We start from the raw sequence: 20,893 nt of genomic DNA, 5'->3' as shown, positions 1-20,893 counted from the left end.
AGGGCAATTGATTTTTTGCAGGATTTATGCTAGATTTTATTAATCATACTATCAAAGAGGTTATTTATGGCATACAAAATTTCCGATGAATGTATCAACTGTGGCGCCTGCGAAAGCGAGTGTCCTTCAGAAGCTATTTCCGAAGCAGACGGAAAGCGCACAATCGATGCAGAAAAATGCGTAAGCTGCGGCTCATGCTCTTCTGCTTGTCCGGTTGGAGCAATCTCCGAAGAATAATCTGCGGAATATGCACAAACAGGTTCCGGAAGGGGCCTGTTTTTTTTTGCAGTTTTTTTTTCCAACAGTAATACATTTCATGCGGTTTTCCAGTTTACTTTCCACCTTTTATCAGTTTTTTTCTTCAAAACAAAAAGCTTCGGCCTGTAAACTCTTTATCCTGTTTTTACTTTCAGTCCTGCCCGCCACTGCTGAACCGATTGTAAACATTTCAGACTTAAGTTCCAGAAATTTCGTTTTTTCACAATATCAGGATGAAGTTCAGCTTTCAAACAAAGCGTGGGCACTCGGTAAAAAAAATCCGCTTCTTCTGTTCGGCTACAAGGCAAAAAAAACAGACAGCATTATTTCAGTTGCGGCAAGATGCAGTATAAGGCAGGAAACGCTTGCGACCGTTAACGCAATAGACAGTGCAGACCAAGATATAACCGAAAAGCAACTTTATCTTCCTTCGGCTGACGGAATTTTTATTTCACAGCCGCCTCAGGGACGTCTTCAGGTTCTTCTTGCAGGAAAATACGGAACAGAACGCATTTCGAGTGCAGAAAAAATCACTCTCGGGACAAAAAAAATTTCTTTTCTGAGAGGAGAAAAACTGAGTCCTTCAGAACGGGCTTTTTTTCTTTCGGAAGAAATCGTTTTCCCGCTTGAAAAATATACGGTTTCTTCGGAATACGGAATAAGGAACAGCCCCATAAGCGGCCGCAAAATGATGCACGGGGGAATTGACCTTGCCGCAAAAAAAGGTTCTGTCATCAAAAGCTGCAAGTCGGGAACAATAGTATCTGCAAAAACCGGTGATCCTGTCTTCGGAAACTGTGTCGAAATAGAACATTCCGGCGGAATACGCACTTTTTATGCCCACATGGAAAAAATATCTGTTGAAGAAGGACAGAATGTTTCTGCAGGAACACCAATAGGCACTGTCGGAACAACAGGCCTTTCTACCGGACCGCACCTGCATTTTGAAGTAAAAGTTTCGGGCAGAAACACGGATCCTTTGACAATTCTGAAAAAATAAGCCCAAAATTACATAAAAACTGCTGCAAAAGCCCGGGTAACCGCCAAGTCAAACGCCTAAACCACTAGAAAACACGCCGTATTAGAGTTATAATATAAAAATGAAACTAAAAGGAAAGATGGTTTTTGCATTTCTGCTTCTCACCGCCTGTACATTTGCCGAAGATTTCCGCGTACACAAAACCAATCTTCTGGGTGCAGAAACAGAAGATAAAAACCAGTCTGTCTCTGTCGGAATAAACGATTCAGTAATTCTTGCGCTTCCGCAGGACATGACTTTTGTACAGGGACTGGAAATAACAATAAAAGTTCCCAAAATAGTTACGGAATGGCGTGACAGCGTGGCATGGTCCCTTTACGAAGATATTTCACCTGTTCCTTCAGAAAAGCGCATTGACTATTCAGGAAAAAGGGTTTTCGTCGGAACTTTCGCAAACAGACTCAGCCAGATTATAAAAATTCCGCTATCTGAAGATTCAGATATAAAAGAAGATGCATATTCGCAGTTTATAAAAATAAGCGATGCACAAAAACAGGGTTTTATTTTTCTTAGATTCCAGCTTGCAATGAAAGGTGCCGGCGACGAACTTACAAACGCAAAGATTTCTGTTTCTGCAAAGCCCATACTCAAAAACAAAGGCCGTCTTGTCATTCAGACAGAACCTCCCGAAGGAACAGAACTCAAGCCGTTTACAACCTTTGTGGACGGAACAAACGTTAATCCTGAAGGCGGAATTCTTTTGGATACAGGCTCCCACGATGTAAGCATAGTGAGCGACTTTTACAGAAACGAACTGCGCACCGTAACAATTGAAAAGGCAAAAACAGAAAACCTTCATATTCTCTTCAGGGATATTACGCCCATGATAAGACTCTTTGTACCGCAGGGAAGCCTTGTTTTTATAGACGAAACTCCTGTAGAAAACTATGAAATGCTTATTCCGACTGTTCCGGGTGACCATACCATAAAAATAGTCGTCGGAAACTACGAAATAGTAAAAACACTAAAAGCCGCAAACGGAATAAATTACAATGTTTCTGTAAGTATGGACGCTGTTGTTTCTGAAGAAGAATAACAGGATACACCAACAGCGTGTTTCCTCCCGAATTAATTCAAGATTCAGCCTTAACTGCCGATAATTAAAATGGTTGCTTTGGTAAGACCATTGACAGCACCGGACGCCCAATTTTATCCCCTCCCACCCATTGGCGTCCGGAAAAGCCCAGAGAGGGCAGGACCGGCTTAAAAACCGGTCTTTTTTTTTACTGACAAAGCAAGTTTACATATAAATTCTGCACTTCACAAACTGTACACAAAACCCTGCAACGTTGACAACAGGGCTTTTTTCTTCTATTATAAAGGAATGAAAAAAGGAAAAACTTGGCCTTTGGTTCTTGTTGGCCTGCTGTTTTTTAATGCCCTTTTGATCGGCTCTCTTTTGGGCGGGGCACTTGCAGCCACTTTAAATACAATTAATACAGAAAATTTCACCAGTTTTGAAACAGCTCTTCCGACCCGCATTCTTGATGTAAACGGAGAACTTATAACAGAATTTGCCAGTGACGAAAAGAGAGAAATCATTGCCCTGAACAAACTTCCGCAGCACATGATAGACGCTCTTCTTACCCGCGAAGACAGAATCTTCTACAGCCACCACGGATTCAGCGCAAAAGCACTTACCAGAGCCGTTCTTGGTGTTCTTACAGGAAATTCACTTGGAGGAGGTTCCACGCTTTCACAGCAGATTGCAGGTACACTTTACTGCGACAGAAGCGAATACTCCATCAAAAGAAAACTCAAGGAACTTTGGTGGGCAATCCAGATGGAACGCCATTATTCAAAGAACGAAATTCTTGAACTGTATCTGAACAAAATTTACTTTGGTGGCGGAACCTACGGTGTCAATGCAGCAAGCAAGTATTATTTTGGTCACAGTGCAACCGCAATTACACCCGCAGAAGCAGCAATTCTTGTAATTCAGCTTTCAAACCCTGCTTTTTACAACCCGTTTGAATATCCAAACAGAGCCATGGCAAGACAAAAAGATGTTCTTGATGCAATGGTACAGTCAAATTACATAACAAGAGAAGAAGCAGACAAAAGTTTTGACAACTACTGGGCAGAATTTGACTATACAAGAACAAATTCTTCTGCCTATGCAATGCGCAATGATGAAGCACCATGGTTCAGCGAATACGTGCGCCGCGAACTGAGCGACATGCTTTACGGAAAAGAAGACATTTACACTGGAGGATTCACCGTAAACACTTCACTCAACCTTTCGCACCAGAAGGCCGCGCAGGAAACTATGGACAACTACATACGCACGGCAAACAGACTTTACCAGAGAACAATGAATGCACATGAAAAAGATGCATTCAAAAACTACATTCCGCTTTCAGAACTTGTAAGCCTTGTATTCAACCTGCCAAGCATGAAAGTAAGCGAACAGCGTGCACAGTCTTCGGTCCTGAGCCAGTACAGAAACGAAATTAACCCTGTTGTAGACGTAATGTCGCTTATGTTCGGAATTGAACCGCTCAAAACAGGCATAGTCAACAAGGGAAATGCTTTAATAAAACAGAATGCAGAACGCACTACCATCGAAGGAACAATGATTGCACTTGAAAACTCAACAGGCTACATTGATGCGATGGTCGGCGGTTCAAAATACAACCAGGAAAATCAGTTTATACGTGCAGTTCAGGCAAAACTCCAGCCTGGTTCAACGTTCAAACCGCTTTACTACTCTGCGGCCATTGATACCCACGAGTACACCATGACTACAATCATCAGTGACACACCGCAGGTTTTCTACAAGGAAGACAATACGCCGTATATTCCGCAGGACTTCAAGGGACAGTGGGAAGGCGATGTTGAACTCTGGTATGCGCTTGCACATTCAATGAACGTTCCTTCAATAAAAGTTCTGGACGGAATCGGATTCGACGCTGCAATTAACAGAACGTCAGCACTGCTTGGAATAAAACCTTCTGAATTTGACGAACGCAACTTCCTGCCGGTATATCCGTTTGGACTGGGAGTATGTTCTGTAAGACCTGTTGAAATGGCAAAGGCATTCGCAACGATTGCAAACAACGGTAAAGAAGTAACACCGATTGCAATTCTTAATGTTGCTGACAAAAACGGAAACGTTGTCATTAATCCTGAACGTGAATTAAGGGCTGCTCAGGTTTCCAAAGGAAAGAACATTCAGATTTTAAGTCCGCAGACAGCATTTATTATGCAGGAACTTCTTAAAAAAACCGTTGAGTCAGGAACACTGCGCTACGGTGCTGACTGGAATTCAACTTACTGGACGCTCGGAACACGCAAAGGTCGCAATACAAAATTTGACTTTACCGACAAAGACGGCAATAAATTCAGAATGCCGGCAGCAGGTAAAACAGGAACAACACAGAACTGGGCTGATGCATGGACGCTGGGATTTACCCCCTATTACACCGCTGCATTCTGGTTTGGTTTTGACAGACCGGGACAGTCTCTTGGACTTTCCATTACAGGTTCAACTCTTGCGGGTGTTGCCTGGGGAGACTACATGTATGAAGTCAACAAGGACAAGCCTTTCAAAAACTTTGCAGAAAGTGTTCCGGAAGGACTTATCCAGCTGGACGTCTGTTCACAAAGCGGAGGTCTTCTTACCCCGGAATGCGGTGAAAACAAAATTACTGCATATTACTACCCCGGAACAGAGCCGCAGGAACCGTGCACAAAGCATGCAAACAATACAAGCGCAAATCTTGGAATTTACAGGCTTCAGCGTGAAAAAATTCAGGCAGGCTACAGGTTTGACATTCAGAAAGAAGATGACAGTCTGAGTGTGAACCTTGACTTCCTTAAAAGCAATGTACCTTCATCTGAGTTAAAGAACGAAAGCAGCAGCGATTTTGATGATACACAGATTATTCAGGACAGGGAGCCGGATGACTTCAGCAACTGGCTTTTGCAATAGTATGCCTTTTTATGGATCAGATAGAATATGCTTATTAAAATTGAAGATGTTGTTGTAAAAAAAAGGATAAGAAAAAATCTTGGCGACCTTGAACCGCTTAAGGACAGTCTCAGAACATACGGGCTTCTTAACCCGATTACAATAAATTCCAAGTATGAACTGGTTGCAGGCGAAAGAAGGCTTGAAGCAGCAAAGGCTCTGGGCTGGGAAAAAATCAATGCCATCGTGCTTGACTCAAGCGTAGACAATGTAAAGCAGATGGAAATTGAAATAGAAGAAAACAACCAGAGAAAAGAATTTACCGACGAAGAACTTCTTGAAGGCTACAAACGGCTCGAAAAACTCAGAAACCCGCCGTGGTATATAAAATTTCTTAAAGCCCTGGCCGGAATATTCATTGCAATAGGAAAGTTCTTCAAAAATCTGTTTACAAAAAAGAAGTAAATAAAAAATGGCTGTCCAATTAGTTTTGGACAGCCATTTTTTATTCAACTACCACGCGGCAGATTTTTTTCTTACCGGCCTTGACTACAAATTCACCGTCTGAATCTACGTCGGCAAGTGAAATTACAGCCTTGACGTCAGAAATGTTCTTTGAATTTATGCTTGCACCCCCCTGCTGAATAAGTCGTCTTGCATCAGACTTTGTGGCACAGAGTTTTGTTTCAAAATACAAATCACAGACATTCATTCCGGCTTCAAAAAGAGATTTTGAAAGTTCAACCGTAGGCATGGAAGATTTGTCCCCTGCCCCGCTGAATGCAGCATGCGCACCACTCAAAGCTTTGTCGGCATCTTCTGTGCCGTGAATCTCTTTTGTAACTTCGTAAGCAAGACGTTCCTTGGCTGCATTGATGTCCCCCTTCACTATTGAATCAATTTCTGCAACAGGAAGGAAAGTAAACAGAAGGAAGAATTTTCTTACATCTGCATCGGCAACATTGCGCCAGTACTGGAAGAATTCGAAAACACTTGTAAGTGACGGATCCAAAAAGATTGCGCCTTTTTCTGTCTTGCCCATTTTCTTACCGTCAGAACGTGTAATAAGCGGGAATGTAAGGCCAAAGACTTCATGTTCCTTGTTAAGTTCGGTAGTTCCGCCGAGTTTTCTGCGTATAAGATCTACACCGGCAGTAATATTTCCCCACTGGTCATCACCGCCAATCTGAAGGCAGCAACCGTGTCTCTGGTGAAGCATGTAAAAGTCATAGGCCTGAAGAAGCTGGTAGTTAAACTCTATGAAAGAAAGCCCGCGTTCCAGACGCTGTTTGTATGCTTCAAAAGTAAGCATTCTGTTTACAGAAAAACATGAACCTATATCGCGCAAAAAATCAATATAGTTCAAATCTGCAAGCCAGTTTTTATTGTTGTCGCTTAATGCTGTTGTTCCGTCAAAACCAATAAACCTGTCGAGCTGTGCCTTGATTTTTTCTACATTGGAATCAATCTGCTCATAGGTAATCATTTTGCGCATTTCAGTTTTGCCGCTGGGGTCTCCTATACGGGCTGTTCCGCCGCCAATAAGTGCAATACCATGATGACCGGCGTTACGCAGATGCCTCAAAGCAAAAAAAGGAACCATGTGTCCGATATGGAGACTTGGACCTGTAGGATCGCAGCCAACATAAAATGTAACCGGTCCTTTATCCATTTTTGCGGAAAGACCTTCAAGATCTGTACACTGTGCAAAAAAACCGCGCTCTTTAAGCGTTTCTATAGCCGCGTTCATTTTTACCTCTAAAAATTATATATTCTGGGTAACCCAGTTCCGCCTATTATAACAGATTGTCTTGCAAAAACCAATATCCATGATATAATTTATGTATGTCCAACATTAAAATTCTCATAGTAGATGATTCTGACATTGACAGAATGATTCTTAAAAATATACTTTCACAGTCATATGATGTAATAGAAGCAAACAGCGGTTTTTCTGCAATAGAAATTCTGAATAACTTTTCGATTCAGATTGATGCGCTCATGCTTGATATTTCAATGCCCGGAATGGACGGTTTTGCTACCCTTGACCTTACGAACAGAACAAGACTCATGTCCATGCCTGTTTATCTTATTTCTGCAGAAACCCAGACAGAAAACATAAAAAAAGCCGTTAACTACGGAGTAACCGGTTTTATAAAAAAGCCATACGACAGCACGCTGATACTTTCAAAACTCAAGACATTTTTTGACAGAAAAAAAATTGCATCGGCAGTTACTGTTCCGGCCAACAATATTACAGATGCCGAACTTAAAAACACCCTTATTTACGAAGAAAAACTCAAACGCGTCTACAGAACATTTCTTGCAAACCAAAAGAAAACCGACGAACTCTACACCCATGTAAGCGAAGTTGTACATATTCTGCTTGAAGAATACTTTGCAACAAAGGCTCCGCGCAGTCTGTGCCCTGAAGCAATAGAAATAATCAGCAGGGCAGCATACTTTTATGACATAGGAAGAATGGCTGTTCCTTCAGAAAACAAACAGAAAAAGTACCCGATTGCCGACACAGAAAGTATTCCTACAACACACACGCTGGCGGGAGCAGAAATTGTTTCTGTAAACCAAAGCCCTGCAGTCAGTCTGTTTGTAAAGACAGCTGCAGACATGTGTGCACATCACCATGAAAGATACGACGGACAGGGAATGCCGCACGGACTCAAAGACACAATCAACAATATTTACACGCAGATGTGTTCACTCGCAATTGATTTCTGCACCCACTTTTTTGCAGAAGAAAGTCCTACTGCCTCAAACTTTTCTGTTGCATACAATTCAATAATGGACGACAGGGGTGCATTCAGACCCGACGTTATTGAAATAATGAAAAATGCAAAAGAAGAACTTATGGTATTCTACGGAAAAACATATAAATTCTAGCGTAGAATACCATACCAAAACACATCAGGCACTCACGTGAATGCGGCTTCCGCAGTTGGATTTTTCTACATCAATATGGCACGGAACAGACTGTGCAAGAGAATCTACATGGGAAATTATTCCTACCATGCGCTCTTCCCTTACTTCATCCAGAATTGAAATGGCGTTGTCCAGAGTTTCGCCGTCCAAAGAACCAAAGCCTTCATCTATAAAAAGTGAATCCAGCCTTATTCCGCCGGTTCTGGACTGTACAATATCTGTAAGTGCAAGAGCCAGACTTAACGAAGCCATAAAAGTTTCACCGCCGCTTAACGATGCAGTAGAACGTTCGTGTCCTGTATAACTGTCTCCTACAGCAAGGTCAAGTCCCTTCGCTCCCCTTCCGCCTGAAGAATCTTCCTTTAGAATGAATTCAAAACGGCCTGAAGAAATTTTTCTGAATCTTAGATTTGCAGCGCTTACCACATCTTCAAAAAATGTTCCCAAAACCCAGGAGTCAAACGGAATCTTTTTTGGATTTTTTATTCCCAAATCTAAAGAAAGTTTCAAAAGGGAACTGTTTTTTTCTGAAAGCTCCTGAATTTGCGCTTCAAGATTTTCTATGCGCCGCAACTTGTCATCTACAAGGGACTTTCTTGAAGTAAGGGATGTAATTGAATCTGAATTCTTATTGTTCTTTTCAGTAAGTCCGTTAAGTTTATTCTCTGATTCGCTGTACTTCTGTGACAGTTCTGAGGCACTCAGTCCCGAGCATTTGATTGATTCAAGTTTTGCCTTTGTTAAATCATATTCTTTTTCAAAGGAGTCGCAGTTTTTTTTCAAAAGATTGTAATCATCATCAGAAAGAACAGCGGCTAGTGCACTTTGCTCGTCAGTAAAATTGGTTTTTGAAAGTTCTGTCCTGACATTCTGAACAGCCTCATTATGTTCAGACAAGAATTCTTTTTCTGTTTCACCAAGTGTATCAATTCTGCTTTTAACAGAGTCGAGTTTGGAGCGGGTGTCATTACAGGATTTTTCATAATCAGAAAGTCTGTCTTTAAGTTGCTCTTTTTCTTCATTAAGTGCATTGATTTTTGAAACAATATCCTGCGCGCTTGTAAATGATGCAACATCAACAGTATTTGCGGCTGCAAAATTGCACGAAAGATTGTTTACAGCAGAATTTATTTTGTCCTGCATTGAGGGAATAAAAGTTCCGTTGGGAAGAGGATCTGTGCGTTCAGGCAGCGAATCTTCTGCAGGAAGACAAACCCCGTAACTTTGTGCAGCACTCTGAATCTGCGATTTAAAGCTTTCAAAGAGTGTCTTTTTTGAAAGAATATCGCGCGCATCTTTTTCGAGTTTTTCAAGCTTTGCCCTGTACATTGCTACAGCATCTTCCTGAACTTTTAGAAGAGAAGCAAAATCTTTTCCAGACTCAATAAGAACTGCAGGAGCCGGATGATGTGTAGAGCCGCAGACAGGACAGGGACTTCCTTCCTTTAATTCCTTGGAAAGAGCCGAAGCCGAATGGTTTATACGCTCGTCATTCTGTGCGGCTTCAAGAGCTTTTTTTGCATTCTCTGCAGTTTCAAGACTATCAGAAATTCCTGTTACAGTCAGTTTGTTTTCACCAAGCTGTTTTTCGCATAAAGACAAAGCTGGAACAATTTTTGAAAAATATTCACACAGTTTGCTTTTTGCTTCTGTTAATTTCTTTTTTGCCTGCTCAATTTTCTCGGACTGTTCAAGTTTTTTTATCTCATCATTTACCGAAAGTGACAGTTTTTCTATTTTCAGAGATACGTCGGAAAATTCCTTTTTTTGACCGTCAAGTTCGTCATACTTTTTCTGCAAATCAGAAAGTACTTTTTTAGAAGAAGCAATATTGTTTTGGGTATCCAAAAGTTTTACTTCTGCGCGGTCTCTTTGCAAAACAGCGTTTTTGACTGCAGCGGCAGTTTCACTCAAATAAATTTTATTTCTATCACTTTTGATTTTTTCTTTCTGTAATTCAAGATTTTTAATCTGAGCCGTAAGCTTTTCTGCTTCAAGTGCAGAATTTAATTCCAGGTTAAGTTTTTCTTTTTCTGCAGAAACCATTTGTATGGAAAGTGCAAGTTCGTCATTTGCGGTTTTCAAAGAATCAATTTCATTTTTTATCGAAAGCGATTCACTTACGGCTCTTTCCCTGTCAAAATTTTCTGTTTCGGACTCGAGGGATACAGACAGCGCAGACATCTGCTGTTCGGCAACAGACGCTTTCTGTTTTACAAAATCGCAGAGTGACGAATAAAATTCAACAGGAAAAAGTTTTGAAAGAGTCTGCTTGCGTTCTGACGGATCCTGTCTTAAAAAGGCTGCAAATTCACCCTGCGGAAGAAGAACAATCTGCGAAAATTCTTCGCGGCTTAGGCCAATCAAATCACGCACCTTCTGGGTAAGTTCAGTGGGAGTTCCGTCAAGAACAGTCCAATTGTCATCATCTTTTTTTTCAAGCGTCATCTGGTTTACAGCCCGGCGCAGTTTACCTGTTTTTGAAAGTGTATCGGCTTTTGCGGTTCTGGAAATTCTGTATACCTGGTGGTTAAGCAGAAATTCAAAAACAACAAGCCCGCTTTCTTCTGCCGGAACATAATCACTGTGAAGCTTAACAGATTTTGTCTGTCTTATTCCAGTTACTTCGCCGTACAGAGCATATGTCATTGCGTCAAAGATGGTCGTCTTTCCACTGCCTGTTTTTCCGCGTACAAGGAACATATCTGACAACTGCGAAAAATCAACAGTTTCATCCAAAAAAGGACCAATATTTTTTAACTTAAGTTTTAAAGGTTTCAATTCCACTCCTATAAAAAAGTTTGCAATGCAAACTTTAAGGTAAAAAAGCCGACGCCATTCCGGCGGATTTTTTACCTTATTCTCCTGATTTATTCAGTTCATCACACGCTTTTTTGAATTCTTCAACTTCTTTTGAAAAACTGTTGTCACTGCAAATGCAACCCGGCCCGTATAAATCATCAAGAAATGCTTCAAACACTTTTGAATAGGATTCTACAGAAGAAGATGCGTCAAGAAGTTCCCTGCGCTTTTGAATAGAGTCAGACCTTGTATTATTTGAATTTTTTCTTTCATATCCAAAAGACAGAATATTTTCGTAACGTTTTCTTAATACAGCCATCGGATTTGCAACGACACTCAAATCGGTACATACAGCCTGAACATAATCATCTTCGTATTCAGAAAAAGATGAGGCGTTTTTAAGTTCAGCAAAAGTTCCTTTTATTACGGAACAGCGGTGGAGAGGCTTAACCGGAATTTTATTGATGGACGCGCAGTGTTTTTCAAGTTTAACATCAAGCATAAATTTTGCTGAACCTGCTTCATCAAAAGAATACGAAAGCGGAGAGCCGGAATACCAGGCAGATTTTCCTGCTTTTTGAAAACTGTGCAGGTGACCAAGCGCCGTATAGTCAAAAAAGTCCAAAAGAGCCGCGTCTACCTGATCTGCTGTTCCGACAGGAATGCGTTCGCTGTCACTTCTTAAACCGCCGGCTGCAAACAGATGTGCACTCAGTACAGAGTTCAGGGAAGGATATTTCTTTTTATGAAAAGATTCTATTTCTGTTACAGCTGCAGAAAGAAGATCCTGCTGGCTGCGTAAAATTTCGTCGGAATTTGTTTTACAGATACAGCCTGCCGTAAGAAACGGAAGCTGGTAAACGGCCGTATCACCGATTATTACAGGTTCTGTAAACGCGCGGCAGTCGGTGCAAAGATGAATGTTGCTTTCACCAAGAATTTCCTTTGCAAAAGAAAGCCGCTCTGCACTGTCATGATTTCCTGCAAGAAGAAAAATGTGAAGTTCCGGAAAACTGCCGTGAATTTGTGACAAAAAACTTCCCAAAAGGGTAACTGCGTCAGAAGGCGGAACTGACCGGTCGTAAATGTCGCCGCTTACAATAAGCGCATCATAATTGTTTTTTAGTTCAGTCTTGAGCTGTTCCAGGAAAAAAGCCTGGTCTTCAACAAGGGATTTTTCAAAAAAAGATTTTCCCAAATGCCAGTCAGCCGTGTGCAGAAAACGCATTAATTCACTCCAAAAAAAAACATCTCCGAAAATCCAGATGAATTCCCGGAGATGCATATTAAAAACGATGAATACGTTTAGGCTCCGTATGTTGCAATAAATATACCTGCAGCAATAGCAGTTCCAATAACGCCAGAAACATTCGGTCCCATAGCGTTCATCAGAAGGAAGTTGGATGGGTCATACTCCAGACCTACCTTGTTGCTTACGCGGGCAGCCATAGGAACAGCAGAAACACCTGCAGAACCAATAAGCGGATTGATTTTCTTTCCCTTTGGAAGGAAAAGATTCATCAGTTTTGCCATCATTATTCCACCGGCTGTTGCAACGGCAAATGCCACAAGTCCAAGAATGATAATTCCAATAGAATTCGGGTTTATGATTTTTTCAGGTGTCATCTGGCTTCCTACACCAAGAGAAAGAAGAATAGAGACAATATTCATAAGCTCGTTTTCCATTGTTTTTGAAAGGCGATCAACCACGCCGCACTGTTTTACAAAGTTTCCGAACGCAAGCATTCCTATAAGAGGAGCTGCCGGAGGAAGAAGAAGAATTGTAAGAACAAGAAGCAACATCGGGAACAGAGTGCGTTCTGCCTTGCTTACAGGACGAAGCTGGTCCATGCGGATTGTGCGCTCGTGCTTTGTGGTAAGAAGCTTCATAATCGGCGGCTGAATCATCGGAACAAGAGCCATGTAGGAATATGCAGCAACCGCAATTACAGCCATCATTTCTGGAGCAAGTTTTCCAGAAACGTAAATTGATGTAGGACCGTCTGCACCACCTATAATTGAAATAGCAGAAGCCTGGAGCATATTGTAGTCAATTCCCGGAATAATGTTCATGAGTGCAACACCAAACAGGGTAAAGAAAACGCCAAGCTGTGCCGCTCCTCCAAGAAGAGCCATCTTGGGGTTTGCAATAAGAGGTCCAAAGTCAGTCATTGCCCCGATTCCCATGAAAATAAGCATCGGGAAGAATTCGTTTCCTACACCTGCGCTGTAAATTATATTCAGCATACCGTCGGGAGGATTCCCCATTCCTGCACCCGGAATATTTACAAGAATTGTTCCGAATCCGATTGGAATAAGGAGAAGAGGTTCAAATCCCTTTGCTGCTCCCAGATAAACGATAAGGAAACCGATTGTAATCATGATAACATACTGCCAACCCGGAGCCTTTTTTCCTGCAAACGGATCTTTTTTGAGCCCGGCCTGTTTTGCTTCTTCGGCTTCACGCTCTTCTGCAATCTCGGCGGCTGTCTGCTGATGAATCATCTTGTAGATGCCTGTTGACTTTCCTATGTTTCTGATGAACTTTGAAACAGAAATATCGTACTTTCCGTTCCAGTCCTCTGTTCCTTTAATGACCTTGTCAAGGCCTGAAGCTTCCTGCACGACAGGAGTTGCGTCCTGGGCAAAAACTTTCGTGCCAAAAGACAAAACCGAAGCGGCTGCCATAATGGCAAGCATCACAAAGGCTATCTTTTTATTTTTTTCTGTCTTTGTACTGGGCATATTAAAATCCTTATTACTGAATCTCGGCAACAGTCTGACCGTTTGTAATCTGGCTGCCTGCAGAAGCAAGGAAGTGAACCTTTCCTGCAGTACCGGCCTTAATTTCAAGTTCCATCTTCATTGACTCAATGATAATGATGTTGTCAGAAGCGTTTACAGAAGCTCCCTCGGGAACACATGTTCTGAGAAAAACTCCAGCTACAGGTGCGTTTACAGGCTTTCCTGTTCCTGAAGCGGCTGCAGGGGCAGAAGGTGCCGGGGCTGCAGGAGCGGCTACAGGTGCAGGAGAAGCAACAGGTGCTGCGGCAACAGTACCGCCGATAGAAGCAAGTACCTGTCCGTTTGTTATCTGGCTTCCTGCTGCAACAGAATAGTTGATTGTTCCGTCTGCAGTTGCCTTTACTTCGAGTTCCATCTTCATTGATTCAATGAGAATAACAGTCTGTCCCTTTGAAACCTTTGAACCGTTTGCAAAACACTGCTTGAGCAATGTTCCTGCAACAGGAGCCTTTATTTCTACACCGCCGACGGCAACCGGAGCTGCGGCAACAGGAGCGGCAGGAGCTGTTCCGGCTGCACCAAAGGCAACATTGTAAGCTGTTCCGTTAACATTTACGCTCATATTGTTACCGGCAGGGCCTGTAGTAACATTGTATGCGGCACCGTTTACGGTAATTGTATAGCTTGAACCATTTGATGAAGCGGCTGCAGGCTTTGGAGTTTCCTTAAGGCCGAATGCAGTCTGTGCATCAACAGGTCCGTTCTTTCTTTCCTTGAAGAATTTTGGAGCTACCTTCGGGAACATGGCATAAGTAAGTGTATCTTCTACAGAACCGTCACCGCCGTTTTCTGCAGCTTCTTTTTCCATCTTGTCCCATTCAGGAGCAATAAGGTCTGCCGGGCGGCATGTAATAGCAGCTTCCATTGAGTTCTGAACAAGAGCCTTCTTTACAAGGTCAGCATTCGGTTCAGCAGGAAGTTTTCCGTATTTTCCGACAAGAAGATCGCGGAATTCACCGGTCATTCTTTCATAGCGGCCGAACAAAACATTGAATACAGCCTGTGTTCCGACAATCTGTGATGTAGGAGTTACAAGCGGAACATAACCGACGTCTTTCTGGACAAGCGGGAGTTCCTTGAGAACTTCATCCATCTTGTCACTGGCACCCTGCTGCTTAAGCTGGCTCTCAAGGTTTGAAAGCATTCCGCCCGGAACCTGTGAAAGAAGAATACGTGTATCTGCACCAAGGAATTTTGACTCAAGTGAAGCATAATGCTTGCGTACTTCGCGGAAATATGCAGCAATCTCAAGAAGTGCCTTGATATCGAGTTCAGTGTCGTATTTTGTTCCCTTAAGCATTTCTACGATAGTTTCTGTAGGGCTGTGTGAAGTTCCCATAGACATAGAAGAAATTGCGGTATCAAGAACATCTGCACCGGCTTCTGTTGCCTTAAGTTCAGTTGCAACAGAAAGACCTGTAGTAGAATGTGAATGAATCTCAACCGGAAGATCGCAGGCCTTTTTTACTGCTGTAACAAGATCGTAAACATCATAAGGCTTGAGAAGACCGGACATATCTTTTATACAGATTGAATCCGCGCCAAATTCTGCATATGTTTTGGCAAGTTCTGCATACTTTTCTACTGTATGATAAGGAGTAACGGCATAGGAAATTGCCATCTGAACATGCTTGCCGGTCTTCTTTGCTGCCTTTGCAGCTCTTTCAAGGTTGCGCGGATCGTTGCATGCATCAAAAATTCTGAATACGTCGATTCCGTTCTTTGCAGCGGTTTCCACAAACTTGTCTACAACATCATCTGCATAGTGGCGATATCCGAGAAGATTCTGGCCACGCAGAAGCATCATTATTTTGTTATTCGGAAGGGCTGCATGAAGTTTGCGCAGGCGCTCCCACGGATCTTCATTCAAAAAGCGTATACAGCTGTCGTATGTAGCTCCACCCCAACCTTCAACGGCCCAGTAGCCTATTTTATCAATCATTGGACATGCAGGAAGCATATCTGCGGTTGTCATGCGTGTTGCATGAAGCGACTGATGTGCGTCGCGCAATACAAGTTCGGAAATACCAACTTTTGACATAAATCTAACCTCTTAGTATGAAATTCGCATCAGCGTAGAAATTATAAAGACTCTCTTTCTTTTATGGCGGCCGCAATTGCAGCAACGACGGCTCCGTTATCAGCAGCTACCGGTGAAGAAGGTACTGAAGGAGCAGTTCCTGCAGAAGCAGGCCTGGAAGAAGCGGATGTGTCGTTCTTTTCCAAATCCTTGTCAAGATGGAACGCGCGTACAAAAATACGCAGTAATCCCATAGAAAGAATAAGTACAATCAGAAAAGAAAAAACGACACCCATTCCCAGCAAAGTTAGAATACCACTTTGGCTAAGCATCTCTGAAATCGTCATAAATCCTCCATAAGTTCTTACATTCAATTCGTTATTATACAAAGAATTAAATCATAAAACTCAAGTTTTTCCCTACGATAAAAACGGGTCCAAATCATTATAAATTAATTCAGTGAATATTACAATAATGAAGAATATTTTGCTTTTTATAATTTTTTTTTATATTGAAGTACAGATCTGGTCAGATTTCAGAAAAAAGTTTTCCGGCATCTATTCCGTTTACAAAAAGCCCGGGGGCATGGGACGAAACAAGATTGTTCCTTCCATCCCTTAGCTGCGAACTGGTAATTCCATGCTTTATTGAAAGATCGGCTTCAAGCAGGGCTGAATAATGGTCGGCAAGCCTGACGGTTTTTCCGTCTACGGGATGATATTCGTCTTTGTTGTAAAGGGTATTGAGTTCTTCAAATGACACAACTTTTGTCCTGCCGTTTTCCAAAATTCTGTTGCTGAACTCATCGCTGGTAAAATAAAGGATTTCATCCTTGTAAAAGTCTTCCATTAAAGGAACAAGTTCTTTTGAAACAATTTGGTCTTCTATGTTTTTTACTATAGCCGGAAGTCCGTTTGTCGCCTGCTTTACAGGAGAAATAATGTCTCTTGTGACGCTTTCGGGAAGGTCATGAAAAAGTGCCGAAAAGAAATTGTCATAAAGTCTTGCTGCACACATTTTTGAACCAGACTCAAGGCTGAGCAAAAGGGTTATTACGGCAACAAAAAAACAGTGTCCCAGAACCGATGTCCCAGGAACACGCGGAGTCTGGTTCCATCTTGTCTGAAATCGCAGTTGCTCTATGCGGATAAGAAAATCAAAGGGCTTCTGTCTTGTAAACAAAAGCTGAAGTCCCCTCAAATCAAGAAAGGACTGTATGTCTGCATTAAGTTCACGGCGTATGGGCTCAATTCTGCAGGGCTCGTTGACCATGCATATCATATCGAGTTCCCGAAGTGAAGAATACTTGTGTGCCGCGCGGAATATTCTTATTGTGGCTTCCTGTGACTTTTCATTCGGAACAAGACCTCCAAGCCTGTCAAGATAAAGTGAAAACCTGTCAAAAAGTTTTTTATCTTCAATAAGTCCACGGTATTTTTCAAGAACCCATCTGTTAAGACGCCTGAATTCTTCGGGATACTCACTGCGGATAAGACTCTGAACGGGACTTTTTATGTCACAGAGCTGGATTTTTCTCAAAAGATCAAACAGCGAGGCATAAATCATCCATTCCCAGTCAACCTTTACGCCTCTGTTTTCTTCGTACTTTCCGATGATATAGGCAACAAACATTTTTTCGGCATGTTTATCCATTTCTACAATATCGAACGGACGCACAAGGTCATTCCAGCGCGTTATGGAAAATCCTTCAAATATTTTGAGTGCAAAATCCCTGTTCATAACTCTCCTATAAAAAGGCTATTTGCTCTGACCAGAACGAGTGTCTGCTTCCATCTTGGTTTTCCAGACAAGGGCCTTCTTTCTTATTTCTTCTGCAAGTACCTTGTCATTTATAGCCATTGCAATCCGCCTGAGTGCTATAAGAAGATTTATTGCTATGCGCATGTCATCAATTCTTCTTGAAGCAAGTTCATAGCGGTCCCTGTACTCCATGGCGCTTTTGTCCAGCATTTTCTTGAGGAAATTAATGTAAATTACAGTATTGTCATAGTCGGGCGAGCGCGGATCAAAATAATCCTTTGAAGCCTGCTTCATGTCAAGAAAGTTTTTTGCAACTACTACAAAACGGCCGCGAAGTTCAACAAAAGACTGCTTCCACTTTGAGTTGTCACCGAAGGCATCTATAAGCATCTGTATGGCAACCCCCAGTTTTTTCATAAGATCAAGTCTTTTTTCAAGAGGAGTATTGGCAATCTTTTCGAGATAGGACTCAAGTTCAGAATAAGGGCAGTCAACTTTGTTCGAAACGACATTTTCCATGTAGATAACGGCCTTGTAAAGCATTTTGCGCGCATCGTTAAGGGCATCATTGTTTTTTGTGCCAAGAAGTTCCACCGAAACCGAATTGATTGACATGTAAAGGGTAGATGCATAAATCATTTCTTCGCAGAGAAAAAGCTTCTTGTACTCTATCCCGGCGGAATCTTGTCTCATGAGAACTTCCATATCCTTTTCTTTTTTGAGGGAAGCCTCAATCATACCCTTTACAGGCTTTATCTTTTCAAAAAACTCCGCACGTGCTGAATCTGATATGACAGCCATCATTCACCTCCGAATTTCTGCAGCATGGAAGCGGCATGTTCCAGCGACTGGGCCGAAACACTGTCGCCCGAAAGCATTCTTGCGATTTCCCTTACGCGGTCCTGCCCTGTAACGGGGAAAACATTTGTTGCAGTGGTATTTCCTTCCACTCCTTTCTGTATCTTCATCTGATTATGGGCGTAAACTGCAATACTTGCAAGATGTGTTATGCACAGCACCTGTTTTTTTGCCGCAAGCATCTTCATATGGCTTCCTACAGCAACGGCAACTTCCCCGCCTATACCGGTGTCAATTTCATCAAAGACTAGGGTTCCGGCAGTATCAGCAGCAGAAAGAATCGTCTTAAGGGCAAGCATAACGCGGCTCAGTTCTCCTCCTGAAGCAATTCTTGCCAGAGGAAGCAGAGGGGAACCGGGGTTGGCGCTTATAAGAAATTCAACATTGTCCATTCCGTAAGGACCGCATTTCTGTTCCACATCGTCGCCGTCCTTGACAGAAAGCCCTACTCTAAAGCGCGTGTCCTTCATTCCGAGTCTTGCAAGAATAGATTCCACTTCTTTGGACATTCTGTCAGAAGCAGCCCTGCGTTTTTCGCTTATTGCTTTTGCTGCTGTATAAACGGCCCGTTCAAGACCTGCAATTTCGTTTTCAAGCGCAGTTCTGTCTGTTGCCGCACCCGAAAGTCCTTCGAGTTCGTGCCTGCATTTTTCACCATATGCAATTACATCTGCAACAGTTGCCCCGGAAGAAGGAGCATATTTTTTCTTGAGTTTGTAAATAAGATCAAGCCGCTCCTGAACTTCGGCCAGGCGGTCAGGATCAAATACAAGTTCCGATGAATAACGCCTCAGTTCTCCGGCAATATCGTCTATCTCGTAAAATGCAGACTGAATTCTTGAGTCCAGACTGTCAAGGGAAGAGTCCATGTCCTTTGCCCTTGCAAGGGATGACTTGAGTCTTTTCAAAAGGGAAAGAACTCCCCCGCTTTCGTCAGTTCCTTCAAGAACTCCGTTTGCCTCTTCTATTTCTTCAAAAAGTTTTTCATAGGAAGAAAGCCTTGATTCTTCGGCTTCAAGATCAGAGTCTTCCCCGGCTTTTAAGGAAGCTGCTTCTATTTCACCAGCCGCAAAATTCAGCATATCAATACGGGCAAGCCTGTCTGACTCGCCTTCGTTAAGGGAAGCCAGAAGATTGCGTTTTTCTACAAGTTTTGTATAAAGCGACTTAAAATTGTCAACTTCGTCAACAATATTGGCATAAATATCAAGATAACGCCGGTGGTCGGCAACTTTCATAAGGGACTGCTGTTCGTGCTGGCCGTGAATGTCTACCAGAAAAGCCGAAAAAGCAAGAAGATCGGCCCTTGTAACAGGAGTTCCGCAAATCCAGGCAGAAGACTTTCCTGTATCGCGCATGACACGGCGTATGATAACATTACCGTCGTCACTTTCTATGCAGCGCTCCTCAAGCCAGACAAAGGCTTCTTTTCCTTCAGGAAGAAAAGTTCCACAAACTTCGGCTTCATGGCAACCAGTACGTATCTGTTCCACACCGGCTTTTCCGCCCAAAAGAAACGCAAGGCTTCCTATAAGAATTGACTTACCGGCACCTGTTTCTCCGCTAAGAACCGTAAAACCTTTGGAAAATTCAATATGAGCGCTGTCTATCAATGCAAAATTTTTTATATCAAGTTCTTCAAGCACGTGGGCCTCCCGACCAGTTCAGCTTGCTTCTGAGAGCCGAATAAAAACGCTCCTGCGATGCACCCAGCAGACGGGCCTTATATTCAGAAATAGAAAGAATCAAAACGTCACCTTCGCACAAGTCAAAGCCGACCTGACCGTCACAGGAGAGAACCACATCTGATCTTCCAGGAAGAACTGTTATTGTTATCTCGCCACGGGGACCAAACACAAGAGGTCTTGCAGAAAGGCTGAACGAACTTATGGGCGTAAGAACCATGGCATCTATTGCAGGGTCAATAATGGGACCTCCGGCTGCGGCAGAATATGCTGTTGAACCTGTAGGAGTAGCAACAATAATACCGTTTGCCTTGAACGGACCAAGAAGCGACCTGTTGTAGGCAACACTCAGATTGATGAGCCTTGATGTAGCCGCACTTGAAATAACGCAGTCATTCATGCTCAGATTTGAAAAAACAGAGCGACCGTCTCTAAGCACTTCACACTCTACAAGTCCCCTTTCGCTGGTTGAAGATTTGCCGCCTAAATAATCAGACAGCTCCTTTTTCCAGCATTCTTTCTGAATTCCCGCAAGAAAGCCGAATTCTCCGAGATTAACGGGAAACACAGGTATCTTAAGCGGAGCACAGCCACGGCATGCAAAAAGCACTGTTCCGTCGCCACCGAGTGTAATTACAAAGTCATATCCGTTGAAATCTACGGCAACACTTTCTGAAACTGCATTGTTTCCGTCATAAATAAAAGATTCTGCGCAGACACCCCTTTCCTTAAGAAATGCCATCACTTCATGTGACAGGGAAACAGAGGCTGTTTTGAAGGAATTTACGACTACAAGACATTTTTTCATAGGC

16 protein-coding genes are annotated in these 20,893 nt (G+C 42.6%); 6 read left to right on the top strand and 10 right to left on the bottom strand.

Going from position 1 to position 20,893, the window contains the following annotated elements:
• Positions 1 to 66: 66 nt before the first annotated feature.
• The 5 genes from IWA51_RS04905 (at position 67) to IWA51_RS04885 (ending at position 5,675) form a co-directional block, all read left to right on the top strand.
• Positions 67 to 237, top strand: a complete 171-nt coding sequence (locus IWA51_RS04905) for a DUF362 domain-containing protein (protein WP_198443442.1) — start codon at positions 67 to 69, stop codon at positions 235 to 237.
• 79 nt (positions 238 to 316) lie between these two features.
• On the top strand, positions 317 to 1,258 hold the full coding sequence (locus tag IWA51_RS04900; protein ID WP_198443441.1) for a M23 family metallopeptidase: 942 nt from the start codon (positions 317 to 319) through the stop codon (positions 1,256 to 1,258).
• A 100-nt stretch (positions 1,259 to 1,358) separates the two neighbouring features.
• Entirely contained in the window at positions 1,359 to 2,333 is a 975-nt protein-coding gene (locus IWA51_RS04895) for a hypothetical protein (protein WP_198443440.1), read from the top strand.
• A 288-nt stretch (positions 2,334 to 2,621) separates the two neighbouring features.
• Positions 2,622 to 5,231 (top strand): penicillin-binding protein 1A, encoded by a 2,610-nt coding sequence (locus IWA51_RS04890; RefSeq protein ID WP_198443439.1) that lies wholly within the window; start codon positions 2,622 to 2,624, stop codon positions 5,229 to 5,231.
• A 27-nt stretch (positions 5,232 to 5,258) separates the two neighbouring features.
• Positions 5,259 to 5,675, top strand: coding sequence for a ParB N-terminal domain-containing protein (locus IWA51_RS04885; RefSeq protein ID WP_198443438.1), 417 nt, complete (start codon positions 5,259 to 5,261; stop codon positions 5,673 to 5,675).
• Positions 5,676 to 5,715: 40 nt separating this feature from the next.
• On the opposite strand, the gene tyrS is transcribed toward IWA51_RS04885, so the two are convergent.
• The gene (gene tyrS / locus IWA51_RS04880; protein WP_198443437.1) at positions 5,716 to 6,960 is read right to left on the bottom strand and encodes a tyrosine--tRNA ligase; all 1,245 of its coding nucleotides are present in this window, start codon (positions 6,958 to 6,960) and stop codon (positions 5,716 to 5,718) included.
• A 95-nt stretch (positions 6,961 to 7,055) separates the two neighbouring features.
• Between tyrS and IWA51_RS04875 the strand changes: the two genes are divergently transcribed.
• Entirely contained in the window at positions 7,056 to 8,111 is a 1,056-nt protein-coding gene (locus tag IWA51_RS04875) for a response regulator (RefSeq protein WP_198443436.1), read from the top strand.
• A 24-nt stretch (positions 8,112 to 8,135) separates the two neighbouring features.
• On the opposite strand, the gene IWA51_RS04870 is transcribed toward IWA51_RS04875, so the two are convergent.
• From IWA51_RS04870 to IWA51_RS04830, 9 genes are all read right to left on the bottom strand, one after another.
• The gene (locus IWA51_RS04870; protein ID WP_198443435.1) at positions 8,136 to 10,931 is read right to left on the bottom strand and encodes an AAA family ATPase; all 2,796 of its coding nucleotides are present in this window, start codon (positions 10,929 to 10,931) and stop codon (positions 8,136 to 8,138) included.
• A 76-nt stretch (positions 10,932 to 11,007) separates the two neighbouring features.
• Positions 11,008 to 12,180, bottom strand: a complete 1,173-nt coding sequence (locus IWA51_RS04865) for an exonuclease SbcCD subunit D (protein WP_198443434.1) — start codon at positions 12,178 to 12,180, stop codon at positions 11,008 to 11,010.
• Between the two features lie 77 nt (positions 12,181 to 12,257).
• Positions 12,258 to 13,697 carry a sodium ion-translocating decarboxylase subunit beta gene (locus tag IWA51_RS04860; protein WP_198443433.1) on the bottom strand — a complete coding sequence of 480 codons (1,440 nt, stop codon included), beginning with the start codon at positions 13,695 to 13,697 and terminating at the stop codon, positions 12,258 to 12,260.
• A 13-nt stretch (positions 13,698 to 13,710) separates the two neighbouring features.
• The gene (gene oadA / locus IWA51_RS04855; protein ID WP_198443432.1) at positions 13,711 to 15,798 is read right to left on the bottom strand and encodes a sodium-extruding oxaloacetate decarboxylase subunit alpha; all 2,088 of its coding nucleotides are present in this window, start codon (positions 15,796 to 15,798) and stop codon (positions 13,711 to 13,713) included.
• Positions 15,799 to 15,839: 41 nt separating this feature from the next.
• Complete coding sequence (locus IWA51_RS04850; RefSeq protein ID WP_177527426.1) at positions 15,840 to 16,124, bottom strand: OadG family protein; 285 nt, start codon at positions 16,122 to 16,124, stop codon at positions 15,840 to 15,842.
• A gap of 181 nt (positions 16,125 to 16,305) precedes the next feature.
• Positions 16,306 to 17,517, bottom strand: a complete 1,212-nt coding sequence (locus tag IWA51_RS04845) for an HD domain-containing protein (protein WP_198443431.1) — start codon at positions 17,515 to 17,517, stop codon at positions 16,306 to 16,308.
• 18 nt (positions 17,518 to 17,535) lie between these two features.
• The gene (locus tag IWA51_RS04840; RefSeq protein WP_177527424.1) at positions 17,536 to 18,339 is read right to left on the bottom strand and encodes a hypothetical protein; all 804 of its coding nucleotides are present in this window, start codon (positions 18,337 to 18,339) and stop codon (positions 17,536 to 17,538) included.
• Positions 18,339 to 20,042 (bottom strand): DNA repair protein RecN, encoded by a 1,704-nt coding sequence (gene recN, locus IWA51_RS04835; protein ID WP_198443430.1) that lies wholly within the window; start codon positions 20,040 to 20,042, stop codon positions 18,339 to 18,341. Before recN ends, IWA51_RS04840 begins: the two co-directional genes overlap by 1 nt.
• Positions 20,035 to 20,889: an NAD(+)/NADH kinase gene (locus IWA51_RS04830; RefSeq protein WP_198443429.1), complete on the bottom strand. Its 855-nt coding sequence runs from the start codon at positions 20,887 to 20,889 to the stop codon at positions 20,035 to 20,037. The genes recN and IWA51_RS04830 overlap by 8 nt, the downstream gene beginning before the upstream one ends.
• Between the last annotated feature and the right edge of the window lie 4 nt (positions 20,890 to 20,893).

The sequence above is a fragment of the Treponema peruense genome (genome assembly GCF_016117655.1).
GTDB classification, from domain to species: domain Bacteria; phylum Spirochaetota; class Spirochaetia; order Treponematales; family Treponemataceae; genus Treponema_D; species Treponema_D peruense.
The sequence above is the reverse complement of the archived record's forward strand: the minus strand, read 5'-3'. Positions and strand labels throughout refer to the sequence as shown.

Coding starts and splice junctions, on each gene's coding strand:
- IWA51_RS04900 (WP_198443441.1), top strand. CDS start 317: ATGCGGTTTTCCAGTTTACTTTCCACCTTTTATCAGTTTTTTTCTTCA.
- IWA51_RS04865 (WP_198443434.1), bottom strand. CDS start 12,180: ATGCGTTTTCTGCACACGGCTGACTGGCATTTGGGAAAATCTTTTTTT.
- IWA51_RS04905 (WP_198443442.1), top strand. CDS start 67: ATGGCATACAAAATTTCCGATGAATGTATCAACTGTGGCGCCTGCGAA.
- IWA51_RS04885 (WP_198443438.1), top strand. CDS start 5,259: ATGCTTATTAAAATTGAAGATGTTGTTGTAAAAAAAAGGATAAGAAAA.
- IWA51_RS04895 (WP_198443440.1), top strand. CDS start 1,359: ATGAAACTAAAAGGAAAGATGGTTTTTGCATTTCTGCTTCTCACCGCC.
- tyrS (WP_198443437.1), bottom strand. CDS start 6,960: ATGAACGCGGCTATAGAAACGCTTAAAGAGCGCGGTTTTTTTGCACAG.
- IWA51_RS04840 (WP_177527424.1), bottom strand. CDS start 18,339: ATGGCTGTCATATCAGATTCAGCACGTGCGGAGTTTTTTGAAAAGATA.
- IWA51_RS04850 (WP_177527426.1), bottom strand. CDS start 16,124: ATGACGATTTCAGAGATGCTTAGCCAAAGTGGTATTCTAACTTTGCTG.
- IWA51_RS04890 (WP_198443439.1), top strand. CDS start 2,622: ATGAAAAAAGGAAAAACTTGGCCTTTGGTTCTTGTTGGCCTGCTGTTT.
- IWA51_RS04845 (WP_198443431.1), bottom strand. CDS start 17,517: ATGAACAGGGATTTTGCACTCAAAATATTTGAAGGATTTTCCATAACG.
- IWA51_RS04830 (WP_198443429.1), bottom strand. CDS start 20,889: ATGAAAAAATGTCTTGTAGTCGTAAATTCCTTCAAAACAGCCTCTGTT.
- IWA51_RS04875 (WP_198443436.1), top strand. CDS start 7,056: ATGTCCAACATTAAAATTCTCATAGTAGATGATTCTGACATTGACAGA.
- oadA (WP_198443432.1), bottom strand. CDS start 15,798: ATGTCAAAAGTTGGTATTTCCGAACTTGTATTGCGCGACGCACATCAG.
- IWA51_RS04860 (WP_198443433.1), bottom strand. CDS start 13,697: ATGCCCAGTACAAAGACAGAAAAAAATAAAAAGATAGCCTTTGTGATG.